The 25,765-nt window shown below is 58.4% G+C and carries 26 protein-coding genes; 15 read left to right on the top strand and 11 right to left on the bottom strand.

What is annotated here, in order from left to right; translation table 11 throughout:
* Positions 1-75: 75 nt before the first annotated feature.
* A complete protein-coding gene (locus K328_RS0105175) occupies positions 76-900 on the top strand; it encodes an SUMF1/EgtB/PvdO family nonheme iron enzyme (RefSeq protein ID WP_028465063.1) in 825 nt (274 codons plus the stop codon).
* Here the strand turns inward: K328_RS0105175 and K328_RS0105170 are convergent.
* Both K328_RS0105170 and K328_RS0105165 read right to left on the bottom strand, forming a co-directional pair.
* The gene (locus tag K328_RS0105170) at positions 867-2,048 is read right to left on the bottom strand and encodes an NnrS family protein (RefSeq protein WP_051284524.1); all 1,182 of its coding nucleotides are present in this window, start codon (positions 2,046-2,048) and stop codon (positions 867-869) included. The two genes, K328_RS0105175 and K328_RS0105170, sit on opposite strands and share 34 nt — an antisense overlap.
* An 84-nt stretch (positions 2,049-2,132) precedes the next feature.
* Positions 2,133-2,564, bottom strand: a complete 432-nt coding sequence (locus K328_RS0105165) for a pseudoazurin (RefSeq protein WP_028465061.1) — start codon at positions 2,562-2,564, stop codon at positions 2,133-2,135.
* A gap of 99 nt (positions 2,565-2,663) precedes the next feature.
* Between K328_RS0105165 and K328_RS0105160 the strand changes: the two genes are divergently transcribed.
* Positions 2,664-3,359 (top strand): Crp/Fnr family transcriptional regulator, encoded by a 696-nt coding sequence (locus K328_RS0105160; protein WP_028465060.1) that lies wholly within the window; start codon positions 2,664-2,666, stop codon positions 3,357-3,359.
* Between the two features lie 25 nt (positions 3,360-3,384).
* Here K328_RS0105160 and K328_RS0105155 read toward each other — a convergent pair whose 3' ends face one another.
* Positions 3,385-3,594, bottom strand: coding sequence for a DUF1858 domain-containing protein (locus K328_RS0105155; protein WP_028465059.1), 210 nt, complete (start codon positions 3,592-3,594; stop codon positions 3,385-3,387).
* A 191-nt stretch (positions 3,595-3,785) separates the two neighbouring features.
* On the opposite strand from K328_RS0105155, the gene K328_RS0105150 reads away from it, so the two are divergent.
* The 6 genes from K328_RS0105150 to K328_RS0105125 are packed head-to-tail and all read left to right on the top strand — an operon-like array spanning position 3,786 to position 8,752.
* Entirely contained in the window at positions 3,786-4,238 is a 453-nt protein-coding gene (locus tag K328_RS0105150; RefSeq protein ID WP_028465058.1) for a c-type cytochrome, read from the top strand.
* A gap of 12 nt (positions 4,239-4,250) precedes the next feature.
* Positions 4,251-5,606 (top strand): cbb3-type cytochrome c oxidase subunit I, encoded by a 1,356-nt coding sequence (locus K328_RS0105145; RefSeq protein WP_028465057.1) that lies wholly within the window; start codon positions 4,251-4,253, stop codon positions 5,604-5,606.
* On the top strand, positions 5,603-6,412 hold the full coding sequence (locus K328_RS0105140; RefSeq protein WP_051284522.1) for a CbbQ/NirQ/NorQ/GpvN family protein: 810 nt from the start codon (positions 5,603-5,605) through the stop codon (positions 6,410-6,412). The genes K328_RS0105145 and K328_RS0105140 overlap by 4 nt, the downstream gene beginning before the upstream one ends.
* Before the next feature lie 15 nt (positions 6,413-6,427).
* Positions 6,428-8,350 (top strand): nitric oxide reductase activation protein NorD, encoded by a 1,923-nt coding sequence (locus K328_RS0105135; RefSeq protein WP_028465055.1) that lies wholly within the window; start codon positions 6,428-6,430, stop codon positions 8,348-8,350.
* A gap of 1 nt (position 8,351) precedes the next feature.
* A complete protein-coding gene (locus K328_RS26840) occupies positions 8,352-8,528 on the top strand; it encodes a hypothetical protein (protein ID WP_169721173.1) in 177 nt (58 codons plus the stop codon).
* Positions 8,507-8,752: a hypothetical protein gene (locus tag K328_RS0105125; protein WP_051284521.1), complete on the top strand. Its 246-nt coding sequence runs from the start codon at positions 8,507-8,509 to the stop codon at positions 8,750-8,752. Before K328_RS26840 ends, K328_RS0105125 begins: the two co-directional genes overlap by 22 nt.
* A 157-nt stretch (positions 8,753-8,909) precedes the next feature.
* Here the strand turns inward: K328_RS0105125 and K328_RS0105120 are convergent, their stop codons facing one another.
* Genes K328_RS0105120 through K328_RS0105110 form a run of 3 tightly spaced genes read right to left on the bottom strand, consistent with a single transcriptional unit; the run spans position 8,910 to position 12,481 of the window.
* Positions 8,910-9,230 carry an STAS domain-containing protein gene (locus K328_RS0105120; RefSeq protein ID WP_051284520.1) on the bottom strand — a complete coding sequence of 107 codons (321 nt, stop codon included), beginning with the start codon at positions 9,228-9,230 and terminating at the stop codon, positions 8,910-8,912.
* Between the two features lie 12 nt (positions 9,231-9,242).
* Positions 9,243-11,210 (bottom strand): glycosyltransferase, encoded by a 1,968-nt coding sequence (locus tag K328_RS22630; protein WP_051284519.1) that lies wholly within the window; start codon positions 11,208-11,210, stop codon positions 9,243-9,245.
* Positions 11,207-12,481: an HlyD family secretion protein gene (locus K328_RS0105110; RefSeq protein WP_028465052.1), complete on the bottom strand. Its 1,275-nt coding sequence runs from the start codon at positions 12,479-12,481 to the stop codon at positions 11,207-11,209. Before K328_RS0105110 ends, K328_RS22630 begins: the two co-directional genes overlap by 4 nt.
* 563 nt (positions 12,482-13,044) lie before the next feature.
* On the opposite strand from K328_RS0105110, the gene K328_RS0105100 reads away from it, so the two are divergent.
* The 6 genes from K328_RS0105100 (at position 13,045) to K328_RS0105075 (ending at position 18,072) form a co-directional block, all read left to right on the top strand.
* Complete coding sequence (locus K328_RS0105100; protein ID WP_028465050.1) at positions 13,045-13,875, top strand: archaeosortase/exosortase family protein; 831 nt, start codon at positions 13,045-13,047, stop codon at positions 13,873-13,875.
* Positions 13,872-14,297: a hypothetical protein gene (locus tag K328_RS26595; RefSeq protein WP_156901176.1), complete on the top strand. Its 426-nt coding sequence runs from the start codon at positions 13,872-13,874 to the stop codon at positions 14,295-14,297. Before K328_RS0105100 ends, K328_RS26595 begins: the two co-directional genes overlap by 4 nt.
* Positions 14,298-14,445: 148 nt before the next feature.
* A complete protein-coding gene (locus tag K328_RS0105090; protein ID WP_051284518.1) occupies positions 14,446-14,757 on the top strand; it encodes an STAS domain-containing protein in 312 nt (103 codons plus the stop codon).
* Positions 14,758-14,767: 10 nt separating this feature from the next.
* Positions 14,768-15,244 carry a hypothetical protein gene (locus tag K328_RS0105085; RefSeq protein ID WP_028465047.1) on the top strand — a complete coding sequence of 159 codons (477 nt, stop codon included), beginning with the start codon at positions 14,768-14,770 and terminating at the stop codon, positions 15,242-15,244.
* Positions 15,226-17,355 carry an SLBB domain-containing protein gene (locus K328_RS0105080; RefSeq protein ID WP_084608102.1) on the top strand — a complete coding sequence of 710 codons (2,130 nt, stop codon included), beginning with the start codon at positions 15,226-15,228 and terminating at the stop codon, positions 17,353-17,355. The genes K328_RS0105085 and K328_RS0105080 overlap by 19 nt, the downstream gene beginning before the upstream one ends.
* Before the next feature lie 12 nt (positions 17,356-17,367).
* Positions 17,368-18,072, top strand: a complete 705-nt coding sequence (locus tag K328_RS0105075) for a P-loop NTPase family protein (RefSeq protein WP_028465045.1) — start codon at positions 17,368-17,370, stop codon at positions 18,070-18,072.
* On the opposite strand, the gene K328_RS0105070 is transcribed toward K328_RS0105075, so the two are convergent.
* The 5 genes from K328_RS0105070 to K328_RS0105050 are packed head-to-tail and all read right to left on the bottom strand — an operon-like array spanning position 18,069 to position 24,517.
* A complete protein-coding gene (locus K328_RS0105070; protein ID WP_051284516.1) occupies positions 18,069-19,523 on the bottom strand; it encodes a sigma-54-dependent transcriptional regulator in 1,455 nt (484 codons plus the stop codon). The two genes, K328_RS0105075 and K328_RS0105070, sit on opposite strands and share 4 nt — an antisense overlap.
* 13 nt (positions 19,524-19,536) lie before the next feature.
* Positions 19,537-19,854: an STAS domain-containing protein gene (locus tag K328_RS0105065; protein ID WP_028465043.1), complete on the bottom strand. Its 318-nt coding sequence runs from the start codon at positions 19,852-19,854 to the stop codon at positions 19,537-19,539.
* Between the two features lie 56 nt (positions 19,855-19,910).
* Positions 19,911-21,419 (bottom strand): SpoIIE family protein phosphatase, encoded by a 1,509-nt coding sequence (locus tag K328_RS0105060; protein WP_028465042.1) that lies wholly within the window; start codon positions 21,417-21,419, stop codon positions 19,911-19,913.
* Positions 21,413-23,980 (bottom strand): ATP-binding protein, encoded by a 2,568-nt coding sequence (locus tag K328_RS0105055; RefSeq protein ID WP_028465041.1) that lies wholly within the window; start codon positions 23,978-23,980, stop codon positions 21,413-21,415. Before K328_RS0105055 ends, K328_RS0105060 begins: the two co-directional genes overlap by 7 nt.
* Positions 23,981-24,007: 27 nt before the next feature.
* A complete protein-coding gene (locus K328_RS0105050; RefSeq protein ID WP_051284514.1) occupies positions 24,008-24,517 on the bottom strand; it encodes a putative pterin-binding protein in 510 nt (169 codons plus the stop codon).
* A gap of 257 nt (positions 24,518-24,774) precedes the next feature.
* Here K328_RS0105050 and K328_RS0105045 point away from each other — a divergent pair, with 257 nt between their 5' ends.
* A complete protein-coding gene (locus K328_RS0105045; protein ID WP_028465039.1) occupies positions 24,775-25,704 on the top strand; it encodes an NAD-dependent epimerase/dehydratase family protein in 930 nt (309 codons plus the stop codon).
* Positions 25,705-25,765: the final 61 nt, after the last annotated feature.

The following is a 25,765-nucleotide window of genomic DNA, read 5'->3' as shown; positions in this document are numbered from 1 at the left end:
GCAACCAATCGTCAGTCTCAAACGAGGGGCGGCCGGAAACGGCTGCCCCTTTTTATCTTGTCGAGGGATATGGAAATGCGCTCCCTGACTGTATCGCTCTCCGCTCTTGTTCTGACCGCATCCGTTGCCGCGATTATCGGCTGGAACATTTCAGCGCCCGCGATCACCGATTTGCCCGAGACCGTCGTGGTCGAACCGGGTCCGTACACGTATCGGCCCGCCGGGAATTATCGCTATTACGGTAAGCTTGTTGAGGCACCCCTGGAACAGCACGACGCAGAAACGCCTCTTGAAATCATGAAGTTTCAGGTCAGCCGCGCTGAGTATGCTGCCTGTGTCGCAGACGGTGCTTGCAAGGCTTCAGAAGTTTCCCAGGGCGGTAGCCCGACAAGTGCTGAAATGCCTCAAACCGAAGTCAACTGGTATGACGCGACGGCCTATGCCGCCTGGTTCTCGCGCCAGACGGGCCTCGACTGGCGTCTTCCCGATGACAGGGAATGGCAGCGCGCGGCAGCCGAGCGCTTTGTTGAAGAGGCCATCGTCGAAGAAGCGAAAGACGACCCGGCGCAGCGCTGGCTGGAGGCCTATGCCCGCAATGTCGCAGCCCGTGAAGGTGTCGAAACAGAACTCAAGCCGCGCGGGGCATTCGGCGAGAACTCCCACGGTCTATCCGACCTTGCAGGCAATGTCTGGGAGTGGACCAATACCTGTGTAGCGAATACGGATCTGACCGCCGACGGGGTGAAGCCTTTGGCGAAACAGGAGTATTGCGGGGCTCATATCGCCGAAGGAAAGCACCGGGCGATTGTCATCGATCTGGTCCGTAATCCGAAAGTCGGCGGCTGTGCCGCCGGCCTGCCGGCGGATTACGTGGGCTTTCGGCTGGTTCTGGTCAGATAGGGGCCAATTTTCAGCGAGAAAATGGCAAAGCCCGCAATCCACAGAGCCGCTGCTATCCAAAGACCGGAAACACTTCCGACAAATGCCTCCGGAAAGCACACCCGAACAAGTGCTGCGCTGAAAATCATCCCCGCCGCAACGCTCAGCAGAGGCCCAGCCTCGAGCTTGTGACCTGTATGTCCAAGAGAAGCCCGGATCATGACTGCCATTGTCATTCCGCCGATAGCACCGATGCCAAGCAGATGGGCGCCGGAGGCCGGCGATATCCAGCCAATTGAAGCCGCGCCAGTTGTAACGAGCCCAAGCGGAATAAAGGCATAGGCAGCATGCAGCATAAGCAGAAGAGGGGACCTCCAGGTGCTTGCGCCCCGCCACCGGCTCAAGCGGACGCCCTGCAGACCGGCAGCTCCGAGCATTATCCAGCCGGTAGTTGGCTCATAAGGAAAGAATGACCAGCCAAGAAGCACTCCGCCACCGGTGAGCAGACAGAGTGCGTCGAACCGGTTCATCGGAGCAGGAAGCTTTTCACTGTTGCGTTTGACCAGCCAGTTCCGGGTAAAGCTCGGAATGATCCGCCCGCCGATCAACATGATCAGAAAGACGATAACGCCGACACCCAAGCGCCGGCCGACGTCGGAGACACCGGTCAGATGGACTTCGACGTGAAAGGTGAGGTTGGCCCCGAGCAAAAGTAGGACTGGAACCACGACTATGAGATTTCGCCAGTTCCGGCCGGCGACGATTTCCACGACGATCATGGCCACGATGGCAACTAGGAACGCCAAATCGGCAAGCATTACGCCGATCGGCTCCATTCCCAAGATCCCCCCGGTCGCAAGCCGGCCGATGAGCCACAGGATAACGAGAAAGACCAGCGGCCAGCCCCGTTTGGGCGCGCGTCCTGTCCAGTTCGGAATCGCCGTAAACAGGAAGCCGGCGATGACAGCCGATGCATATCCGAACAGCATTTCGTGGATATGCCAGTCGGTCGGGGTAAAGGGGCTCGAAAGCTCGAGTGTTCCATCCAGCAGCAGCATCCACAGAAAGACGGAGATGCACGCGAATAGCGCTGCGGACAGGAAAAACGGCCGGAAACCGTAGCTGAGAAATGCCAGGTCACGCTCAGGCACCCGTGTCTCGTTAGTCATCTCGATGTTTCCACCTTACAAATGAAAAGGGCGATGCACATACGTGGCATCGCCCCCTCGGCATCAGTCATTCTGAATTGCGGGTCACTTGACCTTGGCGAACGCGGCATCAAACCGTTTCTTTGCCTTGCCCCTCTGCTTCACTGCACGCACGGCTTCAAGATTGCTGGCCTTGCCAACCTGGATCAGGGCGACCATCCCCATGCCGATGTGGGGAGTGCATTTGAGCCCGTAAAGACCTTCGGTCTCGACCACGAGGTCGAAGTCCTTGTTCATCTTGCTCTTGAACTTCTTGACCCCGTCCGGGAGCATTCCCTTGATAGATTCTACATTGTGGCCTTTGTCAGTCGCAACGAAGCGGATCGTGTCGCCCGGTTGAGCAGCAACAAAATCAGGCTCGAAAATCATGGAGCCCGCAGCGCCCTTGTTGAGCATCTTGACTTCGTAGGTTTCGGCCAAAGCGGATCCCGCCATCATGGCAAGAGCTGCGGTCGCCATCATTATTTTGCTGAACATCGAAAAATCCGTTCTTTGTTTTCGGTATTTTTGCCTGACACCGTTATGCTTTAGTGCCGCGCGAGGCTCTTTGTGCTGCAACAAACTTCGGGACGAGTTTTGAATAAATTAGACGAAAGCCTTCTCGTCGGGCTTCCACCGTTCCGACGCCTCGAGCGCACCCAGATCCGCGAAATCCTCGACCAGGCAATCTCCAGGCGGGCGGAAGAGGGCGCGACCGTCTTTTCTGAAGGAATGCATGCCGACCAGTTTTATCTGCTGCTGGACGGCTATATTCGGGTCGTTAAGTCAACGCCGGGGGGCGAGCAGATCATTGCGATGCATATCGCTCCCGGTCAGCTTTTCGGCATTGCTCCGGCTCTGGGACGCGACACCTATCCTGCAACGGCAATTGCGGCGGCAGAGACCGTTTCCTTGTCCTGGCCGGTTCGGGTCTGGAGCGATTTCACGTCAAAGTATGATGGTTTCGCGACCGAAACCTACAAAGTTGTCGGTGAACGCATGGGAGAACTGCATTCCCAATTGATGGAGTTGGCAACCCAGGCCGTGGAACAACGCCTGGCGGCGGCGCTTCTCAGGATGGCCAATCAGTCCGGCCGCAAGGTCGAAAACGGGATTGAAATTGCCTTCCCGGTTACCCGGCAGAATATTTCGGACATGACCGGAACGACGCTTCATACGGTCAGCCGGCTGCTCAGTGCCTGGCAAAAGCAGGGCATTCTGGAAAGTACGCGGCGTCATATTGTCGTGACGGACCCGCATCGTCTCGTCTTGCTGAGCGGCGCCGGGAGCTAGGCGCGGCTTCTGCCGAATAACCACTTTAGAGACCTGCTGCCTGACGTAGTTCCGCCCGAAACGCGTCTTCATCCAGTTTGTATTCCGCACAGGCGTCGATAACCGTGTGGAAAGGCGCAATTGGGCAGCCGTAGCACAACATCCGGTGCCTTATGAATACCGCCGGCGTCCCGGGCCATTCCTTGAACAGCGTGGTCAGCGGCAAGTCTGGATCGTTGATATCCGGCGGTCTCATGACGTTATTGTCCCTGCAATTCGAAGCTCCCACAGCTCGAGGCGGTCATATGGTCAAGGCTCAAGACCATTGATCCTTTGTGATCTCGTTGTGACACGGCAAATCGTTGAGTTCTTTGCGCTGCGACAACATTGCCCAACCCGGACCCCGGTATTTCTGCTCCATCCGTAATAACGAGCAGGTCCGGCACAATGTCTGAGATCCTTACAAAATCGCGGGCCAGGAACATTTTTTATGGAGGATCTCTGTTCTTCATAGTCGTGTTCGTGGCCATGACGATCCACAGTCACCGCTATGTCGTCGAGAAATCCACGGCAGGCATGCCGCTGACCGACGCGGTCAAACTCGGCAAGGAAGTCTGGGAACGGCATAGCTGCATCAACTGTCATACGCTGCATGGCGAAGGTGCGTATTTCGCGCCGGAAGTCGGCAACGTGATGACCCGCTGGGGTGTTCTCGACGATCCCGAAGGGGCCTTCGAGATCCTTGATGCGTGGATGAAGGCGCAGCCTTCCGGAACACCCGGTCGCCGGCAAATGCCGCACTTCGAAATCACCGAGGAAGAAATGCGCGGGCTGGCCGACTTCCTCCGCTGGGCCGATCAGACGGATACCCAGAATTGGCCGCCTAACGACGCGGGTTGAGGGAGAAAAATCATGAAATACGCATCACAAAAAGTGGCCTACGCCTATTTCGTTGTTGCGATGGGGCTGTTTGCCATTCAGGTGCTGGGTGGTCTGCTGGCCGGCTGGATATATGTTGCTCCAAACACATTGTCCGAGCTGCTGCCGTTCAACATCATTCGCATGATCCACACTAACGCGCTGATCGTCTGGCTTCTGCTGGGGTTCTTCGGTGCTGCCTATTATCTCGTTCCGGAAGAAAGCGAACGCGAGATCTACTCGGTCAAGCTGGCCTATCTGCAGCTGATCATTCTCGTTGTCGGCACGCTTGGCGCGGTCGCGAGCTATCTCGTCGGCATCCATGGCGGGCGCGAGTTTCTCGAGCAACCGCTCTGGGTCAAGTTCGGCATTCTGGTGGCGGCGGTGATCTTCCTCGTCAATATCTCGCTGACCGTACTGGCGGGGCGCCGGACGGCGATCACCAATGTTCTTCTGACCGGGCTTTGGCTGCTGTCCCTGTTGTGGATCTTTGCCTTCATCAACCCGTCGAATCTCAGCCTCGACAAGATGTACTGGTGGTTCATCGTCCATCTCTGGGTCGAAGGCACCTGGGAGCTGGTGATGGCGTCGATCCTCGCCTTCCTGATGCTGAAACTGACCGGCGTCGATCGCGAAGTGATCGAAAAATGGCTCTACGTCATTGTCGCCACAGCACTGTTTTCAGGCATTCTCGGTACCGGCCACCATTTTTACTGGATCGGCCTGCCGGAATACTGGCAGTGGGTTGGCTCGATCTTCTCGACCTTCGAGGTGGTGCCGTTCTTCGCCATGATGAGTTTCGCCTTCATCATGGTCTGGAAGGGGCGGCGCAATCATCCGAACAAGGCGGCACTGTTGTGGTCGCTCGGCGCGGCGACGGTCGCCTTCTTCGGGGCCGGCGTCTGGGGCTTCCTGCATACTCTGCATGGGGTCAATTACTACACCCACGGCACGCAGGTGACGGCAGCGCACGGACATCTGGCCTTCTACGGAGCCTATGTCGCCCTGAACCTGGCAATGTTCACCTATGCCATGCCGGTTTTGCTGGGTCGCTCACCCTACAACCAGGTGCTCAACATGTGCAGCTTCTGGCTAATGACCGGCGGCATGGCCTTCATGACCTTTGTGCTGACCTTCGCCGGTACCATCCAGACGCATATGCAACGGGTGGTCGGCGACTACTACATGGATGTGCAGGACACGCTTGAGATCTTCTACCTCATGCGCTTCGGAGCGGGTGTTGCAGTTGTACTGGGCGCTTTGCTCTTCCTTTACAGTCAGCTTGTCCCGCAGCGGGAAATCGTCGAGCCCGGTGATGAAGCCGCGGCTCCCGAAAGAGGCCAGGCATGAACGCGCACAAAAAAAACGTGACGGGCACCCAGCCCGTCCCGTTCTACCGGCCAGTCGGCAACGAATGCACGTTGTTCGAAACGGCCCACGCCAATGGTCTAGCCCTTCTTCTGAAGGGGCCGACCGGCTGCGGCAAGACGCGGTTCGTGGAGCATATGGCGGCCAGGTTAGGTCGCCCGCTCTACACCGTTGCCTGTCATGACGATCTCTCCGCGGCCGATCTGATCGGCCGCTACCTGCTCCGTGGCGGGGAGACTGAATGGGTCGACGGACCGCTGACACGGGCAGTGCGAGAAGGCGCGATCTGCTATCTCGACGAGATTGTCGAGGCGCGCAAAGACGTCACCGTGGTGCTGCATCCGCTGACGGATAGTCGTCGCACGCTGATGATCGACCGCACTGGGGAAGAACTGACCGCGCCGCCAGGCTTCATGCTGGTGGCGAGCTACAACCCCGGCTACCAGAACATCCTGAAGCGGCTGAAACCGTCTACGCGGCAGCGCTTTCTGTCGATCGGTTTCGACTTTCCGGATGCGGTGACCGAGACGGCCGTCGTGTCCTGCGAAAGCGGGCTCGAGGAAAGCCGTGTCGCGCCGCTGGTTCGGCTGGCCGGTCATATCCGGGCGCTGTCGGGCATGGATCTGGAGGAGGGCGCCTCCACCCGTCTGCTGATCTACGCTGCGACGCTGATTGCGGGCGGCATGCCGCTCGAACAGGCGCTTGAGGCCGCTGTAATCGAGCCGCTGACCGACGAGCCGGATATCCAGCAGGCCCTCCGCGATCTGATCGCCGTGGTCTACGGCTGACCGGGGAGCATCGCGATGATCAGCCCGCTGGACCTGATGGAGCCCGAAGAGACGGTCGGCAATCTCTGGCATGACTGGGCCAGCCGCATGGCTGCGCCCGAGGGCTACGACGAGAGTGCCGTGCCGCTGGAGGCGATGCGGGCCTCTCTGGCGGTTCTGTTTCGGGCGTTGGGCGGGGCAGGTGGTGTCGAAATCGGTGCCGCGCCCGCGACAGCGGCCACGCACCGGCGCGGCGTCATGCGCACAATTGGTGACGGTCGGCAGCTGGAATATCTGGCCAGCTTCGATGGTGAGCGCTTGCGGCTGCCCCCGCTCATGGATGCGTTCCCGACGCTCGACCTCAACCGGGCGGCATATCTGTGGCTGGCGGCCATGGCAGCCAGCAGTGAAGGACTGATCTCTCCCGAGCCATCAGCTGATCTGCTTTCAGTGGACCTGGCACACCTTCTGGCCATGGAGGCGCTGACGTCGCGTACGCTTGCGGCTTGTCCTGGGCTCGCCAAGCCGTTCAGGGCACTGCGTACTCATGTGCTCGAAACCCGCACGTCGCATGCCTCACACCGGACCGAGAATGCGCTGGAGGAGCTGACACGCCGGTATCTCGGCGATCAGGCACCGCTTTCCGAGCCGGCGGCTGAGCTGATGCGTCAGGCCCGGTCCGGAACCGCAACAGCGCACCGCAGTTATACATCACCCGCCCAGGTACCTATCTGGCTCCGGCTGGGACGTGCCGCGCCGGGCGATGCCGCCGCCGAGCAGGATCCGGGCACAGCCCCGCCAGGGCTGGCAACGACCACGCGAAAAGTCGGCACGCGCGAGGAGCGCGAGCAGGCCGATCGCAAGGACAGTTTCATCATCCATCGTTTCGAGGCGATCCTGAGCTGGGTCGAGAGCATGAACCTCAACCGCTCGGTCGATGATGACGATCAGGACAATGCACAGAAGGCGGCAGAGGATCAGGATCACATCACCCTGTCGCAAAACCACAAGCGGGCTGCAACGAGGCTGCGCCTGCATCTCGACCTTGCGCCGCAGGATGCCGATCACGAACGTCTGGCCGATCACCACACCTATCCCGAATGGAACCATCGGGCGCGTGCCTACATGCCCGATCTCTGCCGCGTTCTGGAGGCAGAAGCCACCGCGGACCCAGTTCGGGACATCAAGGTCGACCAGCACCTGATTGCCCGAGTCCGGCGTCAGTTTGAGGCGCTGCACCCGCGCCGCATCTTGCGTCCACGTCAGATCGAGGGTGCGGAGCTTGATCTCGACGCGCTGATCGCGGCCCAGGTTTCGTTGCGCGTGACAGGCTCCGGCAGTGACCGGATTTATCAAAGTCTGCGGGTCACCGAACGCGATCTTTGTGTCGCCGTGCTGATGGATTGTTCGCGTTCCACCGAAGCGGTTATCGGCGAACGGTCGGTCATTGACACGGCGCGCGAGGCCTTGATGGCGCTTGCAGGCGGTATCGATGCTGCCGGTGACCGGTTCGGCATCTGGGGCTTCTCCTCGCTTCGTCGCGATCGCGTCTTCCTTACCCGCTGCAAGAGTTTCGATACACCGATGTCGGCCAGGGTCACCGAACGGATTGCCAGCCTGCGTCCGGGACACTACACCCGGCTGGGAGCCGCCATCCGCCATACCACGGCGCAACTGGCGAAGGAGAGTGCCGCGCGCAAGCTCCTGCTGGTCCTCACCGACGGCAAGCCGAACGATCTAGACCATTACGAAGGCGTGCACGGTATCGAGGACAGCCGCATGGCCGTCCACGAGGCGCGCATGCAGGGGCAGGCGGTCTACGGCATCGTCGTCGACGCTGACGGCCAGGACTGGTTCGCGCGGATCTTCAACCGCGCCGGCTTCACCCTGCTGCCCGATCCCGCGCGCCTGATCCGTGCGCTTCCGGACATTTATCGCTCACTGATACAGGAGACCTGACATGCGAACGCTGCTCTTTCTTTGCGCTTTGATGATGCCGTTCCAGACCCATGCGTCAAACTTCCAGCGCCCGATCCCGAACCCGCAAACCGCAACGGCGGAAGGCTGGTTCCTGTTGGCATCTGTCGCCTTGTTGCTGGCTCTGGCGGCGGTGCAATGGCTGGTGACCCGGCGGTGAGCACGCGGCCGGGATGGAAGCTGCTGGCAGGACTCTATCCGTTCGGTGCGGGTGCCGCTGCCGTCAATCTGTTCTTCGCATCATTGATCTTCAGCTGGCTCGGCTGGCGTGTGCTGACCCCGTATGAATCCATTGCCGGCGGCTTGGTCCTGGGCATCCCCGCAACATGGTTTTTCGCCGCCCACATCAAACGCCTTATTATAAACGCCGAGAAACCTCGATGAATTGAGCCGTCTTGCCGCTCAAGTGAAATCAGCAGAAGTTCGCGAAGAAGTCAGGTTGATCAGGCTGAGCTTCGACGTTCAGTTTTTTTAATCCAGCCCAAGGACTCAGCAAACATCCCGACGAAACGTTCCGTGGCGGCGCTCAGGCTGCAGATGGTCACGCTACGTTTTCTGCTATTGGCAAGCACAGCACACGGCCACTGCCGGTAATGCGCAGCAGGTCGTTGGGCTGGCCGGTTGCGCCGATAACGTGCAGGAGGCGGCCCTTGGCGCCGAGTTGGCGGTAGAAGGAGACCAGAAGGCCGAGGCCAACGCTGTCCATGAAATCCACGGCGCTGATATCCACGATTACAGCTCCGCTCGTTGTCAGGGAAACGTCGAAGAACTGATCTCGCAGCGCGGAAGCCGATGTGCCGTCGAGCGAGCCTTCCAGCGTGATGCTGAGTGGACTTGAGTCCGAGCGTATGCGGATTTCCATGTTGTTTTCTCCTCAGACGAAGTTGCGAAGGGTTTGACGGACGATACCTAGCCAGTTTGCCGATCGGACACTGTTGTCGAGATCGCCGGCACTTAGGCGATCAATCAGTTTTGTGCGCACGTCGATATCCAAGGCACCGAACAGAATGCCGACGCCGGCCGACGTGCTTCGGACGACCCGGCCGGGGACGGCACCAATACCGAATATCTCGAGCTCGACATCGCTGCCCACCGCTGGGGCGTTGGCGAGTGTTAATTGCGCGCCAGTTGCCGACAAGTCGACGAGGCGGCCAGGAAGGGCCTCCTCCACACAGGTGATGACGGACGGCTCGTTCAGGTTAAATCGCTCCTCGCCACGGAGGCGGCTGCGGTCAATTGCGATGAGACCGATCAGAAAGCAGATCACCAGATTGAGGCAGCCCCAAAGATTTGCGATCAGATTGAAGCTGGCGGCATCGTGGTTCCCGCGCCAGGCGAAGCCGTTCCACAACAGGCCAATGCCCGTCAGCAAGCCGATGAGAATGGCGAAGCCGAGACCAAGGCGATCGACGGTTCGCTGCTCAGCTGCCTTTCCTTTTGGGGTGACCTGGAACGGCACGCCGAAGGGGCATATCAACGAGGCGACGACGGTCGGAAAGACATGTAGAGCGGTGTGGATGCCGACTGCGGCTGAGACCAGCGGAACGTAGCACCCGGGAACCAGCCACATCATTGCCGCCGTCGCGAGGAGAACCAGAGGGGCTATGATCTCGAAGAAAGCCGCTAGCGTCAGTCCGGGGAAAGGAGAGGTGCCGGTGAAAAAATAGATTATCGGCACCAGCAGCATGAACAATTTCAGAGGATGCTGTGCGATCCACCCGAGCGGGAAATAGAGCACACGATCCTTGAGAGAGAGTCCGGGACCGAGCGGCCCCTGGCGCAGGAAAAGCCCCTGGATGGCCCCACGGCACCAGCGCTGCCGCTGGACGATGTAGGCGTTCATGTTTTCCGGCGCTAGTCCCGAAGCCAGCCGCTCGTTCAGATACCGGGAGCGATAGCCAACACGGAGCATGGCAAGAGATGTAAGCAGGTCCTCGGTGATCGACCCGGTTGGCACACCGCCGATGGCCTCGACCGCAGAACGGCGCATGATCGAGCCCGCCCCGCAGCAGAAAGCGGCGTCCCAAGCGTCCCGGCTCGGCGCCATGTGGTCGAAGAACAGGCGTTGTTCGTCGGGAATCTCCTGGAGCGCCGCCAGATTGGTCTGGATCGGGTCCTTGTTAAAGAAGTGTTGTGGCGTCTGGACGAGGCCGATGCTGGGGTCTTCGAACAATCCGGTCGTGCGAAGCAGGAAGTTTCGTGTCGGAGCGAAATCGGCGTCGAAGATTGCCACGATCTCCCCATCTGTGAGGGTGAGCGCATTATTGATATTGCCGGCCTTGGCGTGGGAGCGATCCGTCCGGGCGATATAGCCGACATCATGGAAGGCGCACAGGTCACGAAGCCAGGTTCGCCCGTTCCCGTCATCGCAGACCCAGACCTTGAAATTCGGGTAGTGAATCCCGCGCGCGGCGATGATGCTGCGCTCCAGGACCTCGCGGCCTTCGTTGTAGGTCGGAATTAGGATGTCGACTGACGGGAACTGTTCCGCTGGCCTGGCCAGCAGCGCACGCTCGGCACTGTCGGTTGCGGGCTTACGGTCCGCTGTTCTGGACATGATCAGCAGAAAGATGGCGATTTCGAGCAGGGCCAGCGTTTCAAGCCCAAAGGTCCCCCATGCATAGGCGATTTCCCCGCTTCCGCCTTTTGCCGAGATAAGCTGGTCGGCACGCCATATGACGTAACGGATGAAGAAGACGGCTGTCAGAGAGACCACGATCAGTCGATCGCGATTACTCGTCCGGTGAAGCTGCGGCATCGCGAAAGCAATGAAGAGAACAGCCAGAATCAACGGAGTCAGAGCTGGCACATCAAACGCGATATTGGTCAACAAGCCAGTCACTTCAGGTTCTCCGGAATGGCGGCGGCCGCAGTTTTGACGATGAAATTGCGGAACGCGCCGAAGGCGTCGGCGACGGTGGCAAACCGCCCGGTGTCTGCAAAGCGGGTAAAGGCGACTTCGGCGGATCGGCCGATCAAGCAAAAGTTTTGGGGCCCGGCGCCATGCTGTTGCGGATCAAAGGAGAGGATCGCCTGGAACTCCCGCGGGCCACGCATCTGCGGGCGGGCGGCGAGCAGACGATCTTCGGTGATAGCGCCAGCACCTCGGAGTGCAAGAACCCTGGCTGAGAAGGGGGCGTTGGCGCCGACCAAGCGGACCTCCGCCTCGTCTCCGATGCGGATCCGGGAGAAGCTCTCCTCTTCAAGGGACACGTCGAGAAAGGCATTTGCACAATCGACGATTTCAAGCAGTTCGACGCCAATCACAACTTCGTTTCCCGGTTTGACAAACCGTTTCCAGACGACGCCGTCGACCGGTGAGTAGAGCCGTGTGAGCCGCGTGGCCGCGAGACGGTTTGTCTCTGTCTCGAACTGACGCTCGATCTCTCTGACGCGGATGGTGTATTCGCTGCGGCGGGCCTCGAGGTCGAACAACCTCAAGCGGATTTCGTCCAAGCGCTGCTGCGAATAGGGAACGTCGTTTTGACCTTCGGAAAGGAACGTCGTTTGCTGAACGGACTGCCGACGGACATTCAGCCTTTCGATGATTGCGTTCTTTTGCGAGAGCCGTGCATCGAGTTGCTTAACCTTGAATTCAGCATTTTCGAACTTGGCCTTCGACGTGGCCTCCTTGGAAAGTAGTGTTTTCTGACGGTCGAGTTCGCGCCCGGCATGCTGACGTTCGGCTGCAATCGCTTCACGATCCGCCTCGGCTTCCGCCAGCCTCCTGGAGAGGTGCTTCAGAGTGAAGTCACCATATGTGCGGACACGCGCGGCTAGCTCATTGGCCGTATCCCGCAGCGCATTCTCCTGCCGATCAAGCGCGTCAATCCGCTCAGTGAGCGCGACCTTTTCGGTGCGCAGTTCACCCTTGAAGCTTTGGTCTTGGCGATTGTTGTAGGTCTCCGCCAATTGGGTGCCCTTGCGGACGCGTGTGCCGACAGAGGGGGGGCCGCCTTTCACCGTGCCTTCGGTCATCGAGGACACGACGGTGATTTCGGCATTCACGACAGCATCAATGCTCGGAATCACGAACACGGAAGGGCTCATGCCAAATGCTGCGGCGCCGATGATGGCCACGCTGAGAAGAATGCGGTTCGGGCGTATGGGCATAGCGAACTCCAATATTTGGTCCGCTTGCCGCAAAGTTCGGGCCATCTTCTGTAGTTAAATTAAAATCAATAAATTCAGTGCGTTATGATTTATGGGGGCGATACGCGAGGCGCTTTGAGCGTTGAACCCTTGCAAATTGCAATCTGCGATCGACGCAACTTGCATGGCCGACACATCGGGATCAGACCTGCAGCGCAGGAAAAGCCTTTAGAAACAATGTGAAGCTTGTTGGGCGGCGAGGAAAGGGAGTGTAGATCTCTCTGGTCTGTTTCTTGCGTTGAGGGTTCTGAGATATTGATCCTGCTCGGAGGAAGAGATGTTCAGAGTGATCCTATGCACCCTTGTTCTTTTGGCTGGCCAGAGTTCTCTGGTCACGGCGGCTGAGGACAATTTCAACACCACCGCTTTTAAAGATGGGGCCACGAACGGCTCGACGAACGCCAATTGCAGTGCGGCTATCTCATGGTGGTGCCAGGCGCAGCTCGCGGAATCGAGCGTGGAGCCAGTGCCCGGGCCTGCGCTGAACGTGGCGACTGGAATCATCCTCCTGATTGCCGGCTGTTATGCGTGCCGCCGTCGCTAAAGCGGGCGGTTTCGCCGCGCCGTGCTGGCGCGTTCTGGACAGGCAGCTCCTTTGCCGCGATGTCGTCTGGACCGCCCTCGCCCTAATATCTGCGGGATGGCTTTGGCGCGGACTGCATGCCGGGACGTCATGGCCCGGTACTGTTTCAATTTTGTGTGCAGTGGCGGTTGCGGTCGACCTTCAGCGGTCACGTCATCGGACTGCCGGTCGCATAGCCGGCCCGCTGGCGCTTCTGCTCATCATCAGCCCTGCTCCTGCCGGCGGTATTTCGATAATTGTAGCCATCCTGATCGCAGCGTTCGCCATCAGTGTGGCGGCGAAATCGGCAAAAGATACGAACCTGTGCGCGGCGGCTTTCATGCTGGCCGTTACTGCTCTGTTGGAGTTTTTCTCCGGAGTTGGTGCTGATGTGGTCAGCCAAACTCTGCTCGAAAGCGAGGCCGGGATGCTCGGCAAATTGCTGACAGTCGCTGGCGAGTCCCATCAATTGAGGGGGAGTGTTCTGTTCTTGTCTGGGCGCCAGGTCGTGCTTTTGACAGAGTGCTCCAGTTTCATTCTGATTGCGGAGGCTGCGGTTCTGACCCTGGCTCTCGGCCATCTGCTACGTGTCAAATCGGCAAAGCTCGTTGTCACTCTGTCGATAGTTACTGTTTTCACTGCACTGCTCAATCTCGGCAGGCTGACGGCCATGCTCTTCTCTCCACATTTCTATGGGCAGCTACACAACGAGGCGGCAAATCAGGTGATGGGGTTTGCCATCTGCGCTGTTGTCCTTGTCCTGCTGTTCCCGAAGCGGGGGACTGGAGTATGAAGCGCTGGCTTCTCGTGCTGTTGACACCTCTGTGCGTCCTGAGTGCACGAGAAGCGGTGGATCGACAATCCGGCAGAACGGAATTCAACGCTTGGGCGACGCACGCGAATTACGTCGCAAGGCAAACGAGGGCACTGACGCCTGGAGCTTCCTACATCGGCACTGACTATTATCGGGAACGTGACACATGCCGCTTGGTGGCCATCCCGGTACAGCGGGGCGGAGAAATGTGGGCGGTGCTCCCCGGGTTGATCGGACAGGCGGCATTCAACGGTGGCCATCTGTTTGACGGTGTTTTCCGGCCATTGCCCGCAACCGGCAACGAGTTCGCTTTGGGACGGGTTGATTCCCGTCTGCGACAGCAGAGAGTGTCCGCCGAGGCCCATCTCGTGTTTGGTGAAGCGGCATGTCTCGCAGAATGAGTGGGCCCCTTGCAATTTGCGGCAAGAGGGATATCGACTTATTGAGCAAACATTCAAAATATTTTGATAATTCAATACGTTAAACACACGCCAGCAAATGGCACGGGGGTTGCTCCATAGACTTTGAAAGCAAGTCATGGAGGACCCAATGACCATCATCGTTCAATCATCGAACACCGATCACGACATTTCCGTTTGTGGAGCCTTCGACGCTGCTTTGGCGTTTGAAGCGAAGAGTGCCTTTCAGAGGGTCATCGATGCCGGCGGCAATGTCCGGCTGGACATGTCGAAGACAGATTTCATCGACAGCTCCGGTATCGGCGCGATCGTGTTTCTCTACAAGCGTCTGGTAATGCAGAGCCGGACGCTTGAACTCCACGGTGTCAATGGCCAGCCGCGGGACCTCATCGCGATGCTGCGCCTCGACCGTGCTATCCCGACCAATCCTCTGGCAGCGTGAGGTGCTGGAGATGAAGCGCATTTCCATTACAGCCTTCGCAGCGGTTCTTTCCGCATGCTCGTCTTTCCCGGAAGCCGGGACGGGCGGGTTCGCGGAACACCGTGCGACGCTGTCCCCAAATCTGGCCTGGGACCCCGGCGGCTGGAATTCCGAAGCCGGGCCAGAGCCGCACCATTGGTGGACCGGCTGGCGTTTGACCGCGCTACACGACGAAGGCTGGGTGACATATCAGATCAACCGCCTCGATTGTGCCGACATTCATCTCGACTCCCTGCGTAAGGCGGGTGGCCAGGACCACTTTCCGGCGCTGGTCTGGAAAGCAGAACGCGATCGCCGTCGGGCGATGCGTGGTCTCTCCAGCGGCCTCGAGTGGGATGCTGAAAAAGAAATTGCCGCCTACGAGGCGGACTTGAGCGAGCTGGCGGAGCGTCTTTCGAGCAAGACCGGCGCGCAGAAACGGACATTGTCATGCGAGCATTCAGGTTGACCCGAGGAGCCCTGCGGATCGTATTCGCGGCGCTTCTCATCGTTGCTTTTTCGGCAACAGCCGAAGCCGAAGGCCTACTTGGTCCCGGCGACGTGCTGAGCCTGAGCCTGCCAGGGGAAGAAGGCGTCACGGGCGCCTTCCCACTGGATGACCAGAGCCGCGTAATCCTGCCCGAGATTGGTCATGTTAATTTGCTCGGGCTGTCGATAGAGCAAGCAAAAACGAAACTGTCCGAGGCGCTGTCAAAGGTTTACCGGAATACCGAGAGTTTCGATGCCACGCTCAAGGAACACCGAAAGCTGGTCACAGTACTGGGCTATGTGCGTCAGCCGGGTACCGTGGACCTTTCCGGTGATGCGGGTGTCCAGGAGGCAGTTACGGCAGCTGGAGGGCTCGTCCCCGGTGCCCAGCTCGACCGGATGCAGCTCCGCCGTGACGGTCGCAACGAGACGTTCAATTTCAAGAAATACCTCGATACCGGAGATACGACGCTGATCCCGGCGCTACGGACCATGGACACGGTTTTTGTCCCTGCTTCGCCGCTTACCGGCAATGTGCAGGTGGAGTTCGATGCGCGCACGCTCACCGAAGGCGGCGACGCAGCAGAGAACAAGACGGGGGTCAAGATTTTCGGCGAAGTCCGCTCGCCCGGCGCATATGGCTACGCTGACGGGCAAAGCGTGGTCGATCTGATCATGCGAGCAGGGGGGGTGACCCGCTATGCCGCCGTGGAACAGATCCGGGTGATCACAAACGGAGAACCGCAGCCTTTCAATCTCAAGCTTTACCTGGATACCGGTGATACCTCCACGATCCCTTCAGTCGGGCCGGGTTCGACCATCTTCGTGCCAATTGAAACCGTTGGAGTGAAGAAAGGCTCGCGCATCGTCTACGTCATGGGCGAGGTGTTCAAGCCGGGCGCTTTCGAAGTGCAGGACGAGACTTCATTCCTCGATGTGCTTGCGAATTCAGGCGGTCCGACGCGTTTTGCCGATACCAAGCGGGTACGCATCCTGCGGAAAAACGGGACGGCCGAACCTTTTGATCTGGCGATGTATTCCGAAGTCGGGGGCTCTGGCGTTGCGCTACCGCAATTGTTCCCGGGCGACTCCATCTTTGTGCCTGAGAAACTGGACCTGAACGAAAAGTCCTGGCTGAAGGTGGCTCCTTCTCGCGCCGTACATGTGATGGGGCAGGTTGCCAAGCCGGGACGCTTCGAGTGGTCCGATGAGATGACGTTCATGGACCTTCTGGCGCATGCCGGGGGACCGACTCCGCGCGCTGATATCGGAGCTATTCAGATCGCCATGCCGTCCGGCGACGGTACTGTCCGCAGCGTCCGCTTCAATCTCGACGAGTATCTCAAAAATGGCGGCAACGTGTCCGATGTGCCGACGATCATGGCAGGTTATACGATCATGGTGCCGGAACTTCCCTGGGATCCGAAGGACAACAAGAGCCAGTGGATGCGGCAGCCTGCCGAACGCTCACTCTACGTTTTCGGGGCCGTCAAGGCGCCGGGGCGCTATGCCTTCGATCCGTCCCTGAATCTGCTGGATATCCTGTCCGCCGCCGACGGCCCCACGGCGAGCGCCGATCTGCACAGTATCCGGATCAATCATCGCGGTGAGGAGAAGACCCGGGTTTCCACTGTCGATCTCGAGCTCTATTTCCGTACCGGGGATGAAATGCTGCTGCCGGACGTCAAACCTGGGGACGCAGTCTATGTCCCCGAGCGTGGCCGGGAGTGGATCGACAAGTCGAAGGAGCGCACTGTGCGGGTCCTGGGCTCCATCGGAAAACCTGGACGCTATGTATTCAGTGACGAGATGACGATTCTCGATCTTCTGGCCGAGGCCGGTGGGCCGACCGGAACCGCGCTTCAGGACAAGATCCTTGTCGTCAATCTCTCCTGCTGCCGCGATCAGGCCAGGACCTTCGACCTGATCGATTTTGCAAAGAGCGGCGATGTCCGCAAGCTCCCTCTGGTCCGGCCGGGCGACACCGTTTACGTGCCCGACAAATCGCAGGACAACTGGACCCGCTTCACGGGCTTCGTGAAGGATGCAGGCCAATTGCTCGCCTTGTTCGCCCTCGCTGGCGTGCTCTGAGGAGGATGGAAAATGATCCCCGCCAATTACACCGAAATAGATACGCTCTACAGGCATATCGTTTCACGCAATGTGCGCCGCTTCGTCGTCGCTTCGGTCAGTCCGGGCGAGGGTGCCACCACGCTGGCCTACAGTCTCGCACGGCGTGCAAGTCGCGCTGGGAAACGGGTCCTGCTGATCGATCTGAATGTTTACAAGCCGTCTCTTGGCGCGTTGCTCGGGGTGGAGCGGGTACAATGGAACCCGAACATCGAGGACCTGACGGACAAGATCGTCAATTTCGGCAGCGACGGCATGTCTGTATTACCAGCACCACTGGATGAGCCTCTTTCTCCGGCCTTCCGGGAGACCGGTTCACTGGAGTGCATGCTGGACCGGCTTGAGGAGAGTTACGACCTGATCGTCCTGGACATCGCGCCGCTGTTGCTGAGCAATGCGCGAAACGTTCCGCCTTTCACCGTCTGCCGTGCGGCCGGGACCGTACTCCTCGCGGTGATGATGCGGGTAACCAGGCAGGCCAATCTCGAACGTGCAACGGCCTTGCTCGCCGATGAAGGCATATCCATCCTCGGTGTTGCCGCCAGCGACAGGGATAATCCATCGCTCGGGGCGGAACTTGAGCGCGAGGCTATGCGGCTGAACCCTGTCTTTCCTGTCGGCGCCAATTGGCTGGCACGTCAAATTCGCAAAGTGGGATTCCTTTACGAACGACCCTAGTACGCGACACTGGCGGGAGCCGGCTGCCCGGCGCTTTGCGCTTCAAGCTCCTCCCAGGTCACACGTTTCCTGTAGATCGTAGACGGGCTGATGTCGAGTAGGCGCGCGGCTTTCTGAATGTTACCGTCGCAAATCGTGATGGCGTTCTCGATCGTGTCCCGTTCCATCACCCATAGCGGCCGAATGTCGGCCGGACTGGCAATCGGCGCGGGTCCGCCGACTGCCGGCGCGCTGGAATGTGTTTCCTGTTGAAAGCGCGGTGCTGTCTTCGGATCGAAACGGTCCAGTGGCGGCGGCAGCATTTCGCGTGTGACCGTGTCGCCATCATTAAGTACGATCATGTTACGGATCACGTTCTGCAACTGCCGTACATTACCAGGCCACTCGAAGCCGAGAATGATCTGCGCGACATCGTCCGAAAAACGTTCGAAGTTTTTGCCTTCTTCCTTGCTCATTGTCTGGAGGAAGTTCTTGGCGATTTCCAAGCCGTCGCCACCCCGCGCCCGCAGAGGCGGGAGCTGTAGGGGAATAACGTGCAGACGATAGTAGAGATCCTCACGGAAACGACCTGCCTGTACTTCCTCCCATGGGTCCCGGTTGGTTGCGCAAACAAAGCGCACATCAACGGAAACGGTGTTTGATCCCCCAACCTTCTGGAAGGTCCCTGTCTGGATGAAGCGAAGAAGTTTTACCTGAAGGTCGAAATCCATTTCGCAGATTTCGTCCAGGAAGAGGGTGCCCTTGTCCGACCGGGCGGCTGCTCCTTCGCGGTCAGTCGTCGCTCCTGTGAAGGCGCCTTTGACATGCCCGAAAATCTCGGACTCCATGAGGTCTCGCGGAATGGCGCCGCAGTTCAGGGCCACGAAAGGAGCGTTCTTGCGTGATCCCTGGCGGTGCAGGGCTTCAGCGGTAAGCTCCTTGCCGGTTCCGCTTTCTCCAGTGATGAAAACCGTTGCCTTGGATGTGGCTCCGGCCTCGATTGTCTTGTAAACCGCCTGCATGGCGCTCGAGGAGCCGATAAAGCCGTGAAATCTGTCCTGCGCGAAAGTTTCGCGCAATGTGGTGACATCTTCGAGGAGGCGTTGTGTCTCCAGACCGTTGCGTACGCTGACGACAAATCGTGTCTTGTTCGGTGGCTTGACGATGAAATCGCGGGCCCCGGCCTTCATGGCTTCGACAGCGACATTCAGCGAACCCTGACCGGTGATCACGATCGGGTAGACGGGGATTTCCTTTTCCGAAATCTCCCGGATCAGGTCCATGCCATCTCCGTCAGGAAGCCCCAGATCGACAAGCGCGACGCTGGGAGGCGTACGGTTAACGAACTCCATTGCCTTGGCGAGACTATCCGTCACGTGGCAAGAGATGCCTTCTTCCGCAAGCCAGCTTTCCAGCATTCGGCTGATCGAGGGGCTGTCCTCGACAATCAGGGCTTCAACGGTGTGAGGCATTGGCAATGTCTCCCTAATTCCTTTTTAGTTCCAGTATCGAGATCCCGCCGATCTGTTCAAGCAATCGACGGGGTTGGCCTCCGACACACATTATCTCAAATGAATTAGATGCACTCTTCGCATGATCGCGCAATCGTACGACGAACCCGACGCCCGCACTGTCCATAAATTCAGTGCGCTTGAGATCAAGAACGATCCCCTCGATAGCGTCAGAATATTTAATGATAATTTGCTGGTCGAGATGAAACGCGGTCTCCGCATCGAGCGCACCGGCAACCTCAACCCGAAGAATTCCCTCAAGAACCTCAATTTTGAGCAAGTGCCCGGTCATTGACTGTCCGATCCGTTTTGTTGGAAGGGTGAAAGATGATCCCTCTTGCATCGGTGTTATCTGGCGACAGCAAGAAAAGTCGATCTGTCATCCTGATCCTGTTCGCGACCGTGTCCGGCTTTGTCCGCGATCTCGTTGAGCTTTGCGAGCGTGGCGCTATCCGGAGGCGGCAGCCCTCCGAGCGCGCTCAACAGTGCATCTTCTGGGCGCTCGCGACACAGAACCTCGCTGATACCGTCCGTAAAAAGCAACAGGGCGTCGCCGCTTCCAAGCTGGAGCGTCTTCGTCTCGGGCAACTCGTTAGAGAGCCCTGGGAGGACCCCACTGATCGGTACCGGGCGCCATCCTATGCCTTGCAGATATACGAGCGGTCGGGGATGCCCGGCGGAGGCGACGAGTACCTTGCCGCTGTCGCTGAAGGTTGCGGCGACTGCAGTGACAATGGTTGAGGTCAATCGGGTGTCCCGTGCCACATGGCTCGATAGTCCCTGCAGTACGCGCGCGGGGTCTCGGGCAGTTTCGTCGAGCGACATGATCGACTGGACGTAGCCCGAATAGGCATGTGCGAACACTTTTGCCGGAATGCCGTGCCCCATCACATCGAGCAATACGACTGTAAGGAAATCGTCGCCCCTGACGTGAACCATGAAGTCTCCACCACCGGCCGATGCTGCTATCTCTTCCGCGAAAAAATGGAAGCGACCGAGTTCAGCGGGCGTGCTGGAGCGCAGTGAGTTGGTGACACTCGCCTCAAATGCTGCGGCTGCCGATTGTTTAATCCGGGTAGATCGTTTCAGAACCCGGTCGACGGTTCGAACCAGCTTTCCCTTCGATGTGGGTTTTTCCACGAAGTCGTCGATGTCCAGGTCATTTGCTTCATCGTGGATCTTCTCATCAATGACCCCGGTCAGGAAGATGAACGGGATTAGAGCGGTTGCGGGGTCGCAACGGAGCGACTCACGAAGCTCAAGGCCGTTCAAGTCAGGCATATCGATATCGGAGATGATCAGGTCCGGATGTTCATGGTTGATATGGTCGAGCGCTTCACCGCCTTTGTTGAACGGGTGGACCTCGTAGCGGTCTCCGAGGAAAGCCTCGATCAACTTGAGGCCAACCGGGTCGTCGTCGATTGCGACAATCGTTTTCCGCTCGGAAGCAGGCAGCGGCTCACGAACGACAAGCTCATTGCGGCTTTCGGATGACAGGTAGGAAACTGAACTGGTCAGGCTGAAAATGAGATTGAGGCCCATGCCGCGTTCCATCATTGACAGGTCACCGAGGCTCCGAGCCGTTTCGCGAGCAGTCTCAAACCCGGTAAAACGGGGGCCATTGTCACTGAGGATGATGATGAGATTGCCGTCCGCGGTGTCGACTGAAACACAAATTTCAGTCGGTAGCGGTTTTGCGTGCCGGACAATATTCGTGAAGGCTTCCACCAGTACGAGCGTTAGGTCGTTGATCCGGTTTCCGGAGAGACTGCTGCTCTCCAGCACTGGCGCGATGTCTTCCCGCAGACGACGGGTTTCAACCAGTTCCGGACCGTATGTCTTGGAAAATGTCAGCATGATCCAGTTCCAGTTACTGTGAGTGTCGCTGCGGTTCTGTCTCTGTCAACAAGCACTTCCTTGATGGTGGAATATAGATCCTGCTTGGCCAGCGGTTTGGTCAGGACCTGGTCCATGCCGGCATCCCGGCAGGATGCCAGTGCAGATTCGAATGCGTGGGCGGTAACGCCAATCACCGGGATATCGCTGAACCGCCGGATCTGCTGCGTTGCTTCGACACCATCCATTTCCGGCATCGAGACATCCATAAGGACAAGGTCGAAGGTGTTGGCTCGCGCCTCGTTCACAACCTGTTTGCCGTTTTCCGCGACAACGAGATCAGTCGCAAAATCTTTCAGAAAGGCTCGCATGACCAACTGGTTCGTCTTGCAATCTTCAGCAAGCAGGATCCTGAGTGGCCCTGACCGCTTATCCTCAACCAGACGGGCCGGTTCGGTCCTGACGGGAACGGCCGGGCACGGTGCGAGGAGCTCTCTCATAAGGGTCGTGGGGTGGATCGGATAGCGCAGGAACCGTGTGCGGCTGTCGAAAGCCTCCGTTACATCGTCGAGCATGTGTTCCGAATGGAGGACTTGCAGGTGTCTTTGCGGACTGATTGCGGTTGAAGCTTTGAGAGGGCTGTCGTTTATCAAGATCACATCCGTTTCGCCGTCTGACAGCGGGCTGGACGAGTCGCCAATGGTGACATTCATGCCGAAGCCCTTGATCTGGGTGCTTAACGCATCCGCAATCGCACGATCGGAAAGGTCGATGAGCACCCTGGACGTGCTGGGACCGGCTTGTTTGACCCACGGTTCGCTTGAGAGTGCTTCAAACGGAATGTCGAACCAGAAACGGCTACCTTTGCCGACAGCGCTTTCGAAGTCGACGACACCCCCCATTTTTTCCGCGAGAACTTTGGATATGGCGAGGCCAAGGCCGGTTCCGCCAAAGCGCCGTGCGTAGCTGGAGTCGATCTGCTTGAACGCACGGAACAGATCGGCGTGTTTCTCTGCCGGAATGCCGATCCCCGTGTCTGTAACGGAGAAACGAACCAGGCAGCGATCGTCGCTGCTGCTCAGGCGATCGATCGAAAGCGCAACGTTGCCGTGTTCGGTGAACTTGATCGCGTTGCTGACGAAATTGTTCAGGATCTGGCGGAGGCGGTCCGAATCACCAGCGACCGATTTCGGCAGAGTTGGATCGAGTGTCAGAGTAAGGCTCAGTTCGGATTTGTCCGCCAACGGTGTCATCAGATCGAGCACGTTTTCCGACAGCTCGGCCAGTGACAGCGCTTCCTTCCGGAGAACCATTTCGTTTGCCTCGATCTTCGAAGCATCAAGAACATCATCAATGACGGTACGCAGGGAGACGGCCGAACTAAGCGCTGTCTTTACGTAATGCCGACCGGCCTGGGAGAGGGGTTCATCGATGATGATCTGCAATATGCCCAGGACACCGTTTAGTGGCGTTCTGATTTCGTGACTCATCATGGAAAGGAAACGGGACTGTGCTTCCAGATTGCGGATCGCGGTGTTCTTCGCGTTCTCCGTTTCGATTTCCCAGCGTTTGCGGTCCGTCACGTCGGCGAGCTTGACGATCATGGTGCCGTTCGTGGCGCGGCGGGTTTCGATCCGAATCCAGCTTTCGTCGTCCATGATGAATTCAAAACCGGTGCCGTCGGCGCGTCGTAGAGCATCCATGATCCTGTTTACGGGACGACCGGCAGGATCAAGCAGCACGTTGTTCGTGAAACCTGTCTCAAGAGAGGTTTCAAAGAAATCTCCTGTCGGCGCGCTCCCGGAGAACCGTTTCATGAAGAATCTGAAGATAGTATTCGCGGAAACACACCGGCCTACACTGTCAATGACAGCGAACCCTTCGGCCATGGACTCGATGGCGTCAGTTACGCGTTCGCGAGCCGCATTCGCAGCCTCTTCAGCCGTTGTCGCTGCCAGCGTTGCCTTGTTCGCCTGCCGGTTTGAAAGAACCAGGCTGACGGTAAAGGCCGCGCCACAGAGGAACAGACCAACCAAGGAGACCATGATGTCATGGATCGCGGATTGGCGATCGCGGATATAGTTGACGAACCGAACTTGCTCGCCATGCATGATTCCAGCGGTCAATTCCTGCGATAGCCTGGTGATGCTTTGGCCGGTGTCCAGGATGCTCCTGACCGCTTCCGGCCGCGACTGGGGTTTGAAACCATCATCGGCGATGATGCTGTCAATTTCCTCGATCTGGGACTGAATATTGTCGACTACCGGCTTCATGCCGCTTGCGTTCACAAGCTTGGCAAGATCCCCCTTGCGGAAGACCTGGACCCGGCTCCAAAGAATGTCGAAACGCGTGGATGTTTCCTTGGGAGATGCGTTCTGGCCATTGTTTGTAAGATCGTAAAGGCTCTCACGGAAGCGGCCGAGTTCGAACTGTAATTGAGCTCCCGCCCAGACCGCATTTTCGGAAAGTCGTGATTCAAGCGTCTCATCGACGGTAGTGACGTGCTTGAAGCCAAAACCAAGGCTAACGGTGAACGCCAGGACGATGAGTGCGAGAATGGACTTGCGAAGCGATGCGGTCATGGGACTGGAACCTCTGCGAGTGCGGAATTATTCAACAACAATCCGGTTGAGCTGCCAGATCCATTTCTCGTTGTATTCAGCGCTCTGCAGCTCGTTGTGTTGGTCCCGTGGATAAACGATCCAGATCGGTCCTTTTTCCCGAACGGACATTTCCTCGCCGTTCATCAGCAGCGCGAGAATGGCGTCATACTTTTCGAAATCCGATGTCGGGATGGTGATCGCGTAGTCATTGAGCGCGATCGCGCGCAGATTAGACCCATCCGCCTGAACGAATTTCAGAACGTCGCGGATCAGCGGGCCCTGGAAAATCTGGACACCGTCGGTCCAGGCCGTTGTGGTGCGGATTTCCTTCTGCGGCAGAGTCATAAGCATCGCCCTGTCGAACGTTGCCTTACCGCCTTCATTCATGACGGCGATCTTGCCTGACACTTCCAGAATGACGTCGTTCTGCGGGCGTTGCATTTCGCCATACGCCGATGTCGCAAACAGCGACACCACTCCGGCGAACAGGGCAATGAGAGAGCGGCGAGCGATCATTGGGATCTCCTTCTGAATTGATCTACTCACCATCGGACGCAAACTTCGTTCCGTCTTCGCTTTATCCATAAAATTACGTTGAATCAGTTTGTTAGCGTTTTCTGTGTGAGTTGTGAAAAGCGATTCCGTTGCAGAATGCAACGGCTCCGGTCGTTGCAATTTGCGAAACGGCTCAGCGTATTCCCTTGGTTTTCAGAGGCTTCGGTTTTGGCATGTCGGTTGCGTAGGAGGGGTATCTCAATGTTCGGAGTACTCCCATGCAATATCTCGTCACGGGCGGATGCGGCTTCATCGGGTCCCATCTCGTCGATAAACTTCTTGCCGATGGCCATTCGGTTCTGGTTCTGGACGATCTTTCTACCGGTTCTCTCGACAATCTTAATCCCGAGGCGGAATTTGTCCGTGGTTGCATCACCGACCAGGCCGCTGTTGACGCGGCCATGCGTAATGTTGACGGGGTATTTCATCTGGCCGCTATCGCTTCGGTCGCTCGTTCCAACGAAGAATGGAGCTGGACCCACAAGGTCAACCTAACGGGCTTTGTCCATGTCGCCGACGCGGCACGCGCCCGAAAATGTCCTGTTGTCTATGCTTCTTCAGCCGCGATCTATGGAGACAATTGCGCTTTGCCGCTGAGCGAGACGGATGAGCCGCGGCCGATGACGGCCTACGGAGCAGACAAGCTGGGCTGCGAGTTGCACGGTCGGGTGGGTGCCCTTATTCACGGCATTCCGACGACGGGATTGCGGTTTTTCAACGTTTATGGCCCGCGTCAGGATCCCAAATCCCCCTATAGCGGGGTGATCTCGATCTTTGCCGACCGGGTCATGCGTGGGGAGCCGCTGAAGGTCTTCGGAGACGGGCACCAGACCCGTGATTTTGTTTATGTGGGCGACGTGGTGCGCTGTCTTGACGCCGCAATGCAGACCCCAGTTCGGGGTGCCCGTGTCTTTAACGTGTGCACCGGGCGAGCGACGTCGATCCGCGAGCTTGCTCATCTCGTCATGATGGCCGCCGGCCGTGAGGTTGCCGTGCGCTATCTCGAAGCCCGCGCAGGAGATATCCATGCCTCAATCGGGGATCCGAGGAGACTCAGCTCCGCTTTCGGGTTCAAGCCGGAGACTTCGGTTGGGACCGGCCTGATGCAGCTGTTGTCATCGTTGGGTGTAGGAGAGAAAGCCGCCTGATCTTGGGAATTCTTCCGAACAGGGAAAGCCGGCCTCAGCGAGTGAGGCCGGCTTTTTTGCG

It is taken from the genome of Nisaea denitrificans DSM 18348 (assembly GCF_000426505.1).
Taxonomy (GTDB): domain Bacteria; phylum Pseudomonadota; class Alphaproteobacteria; order Thalassobaculales; family Thalassobaculaceae; genus Nisaea; species Nisaea denitrificans.
The sequence above is the reverse complement of the archived record's forward strand: the minus strand, read 5'-3'. Positions and strand labels throughout refer to the sequence as shown.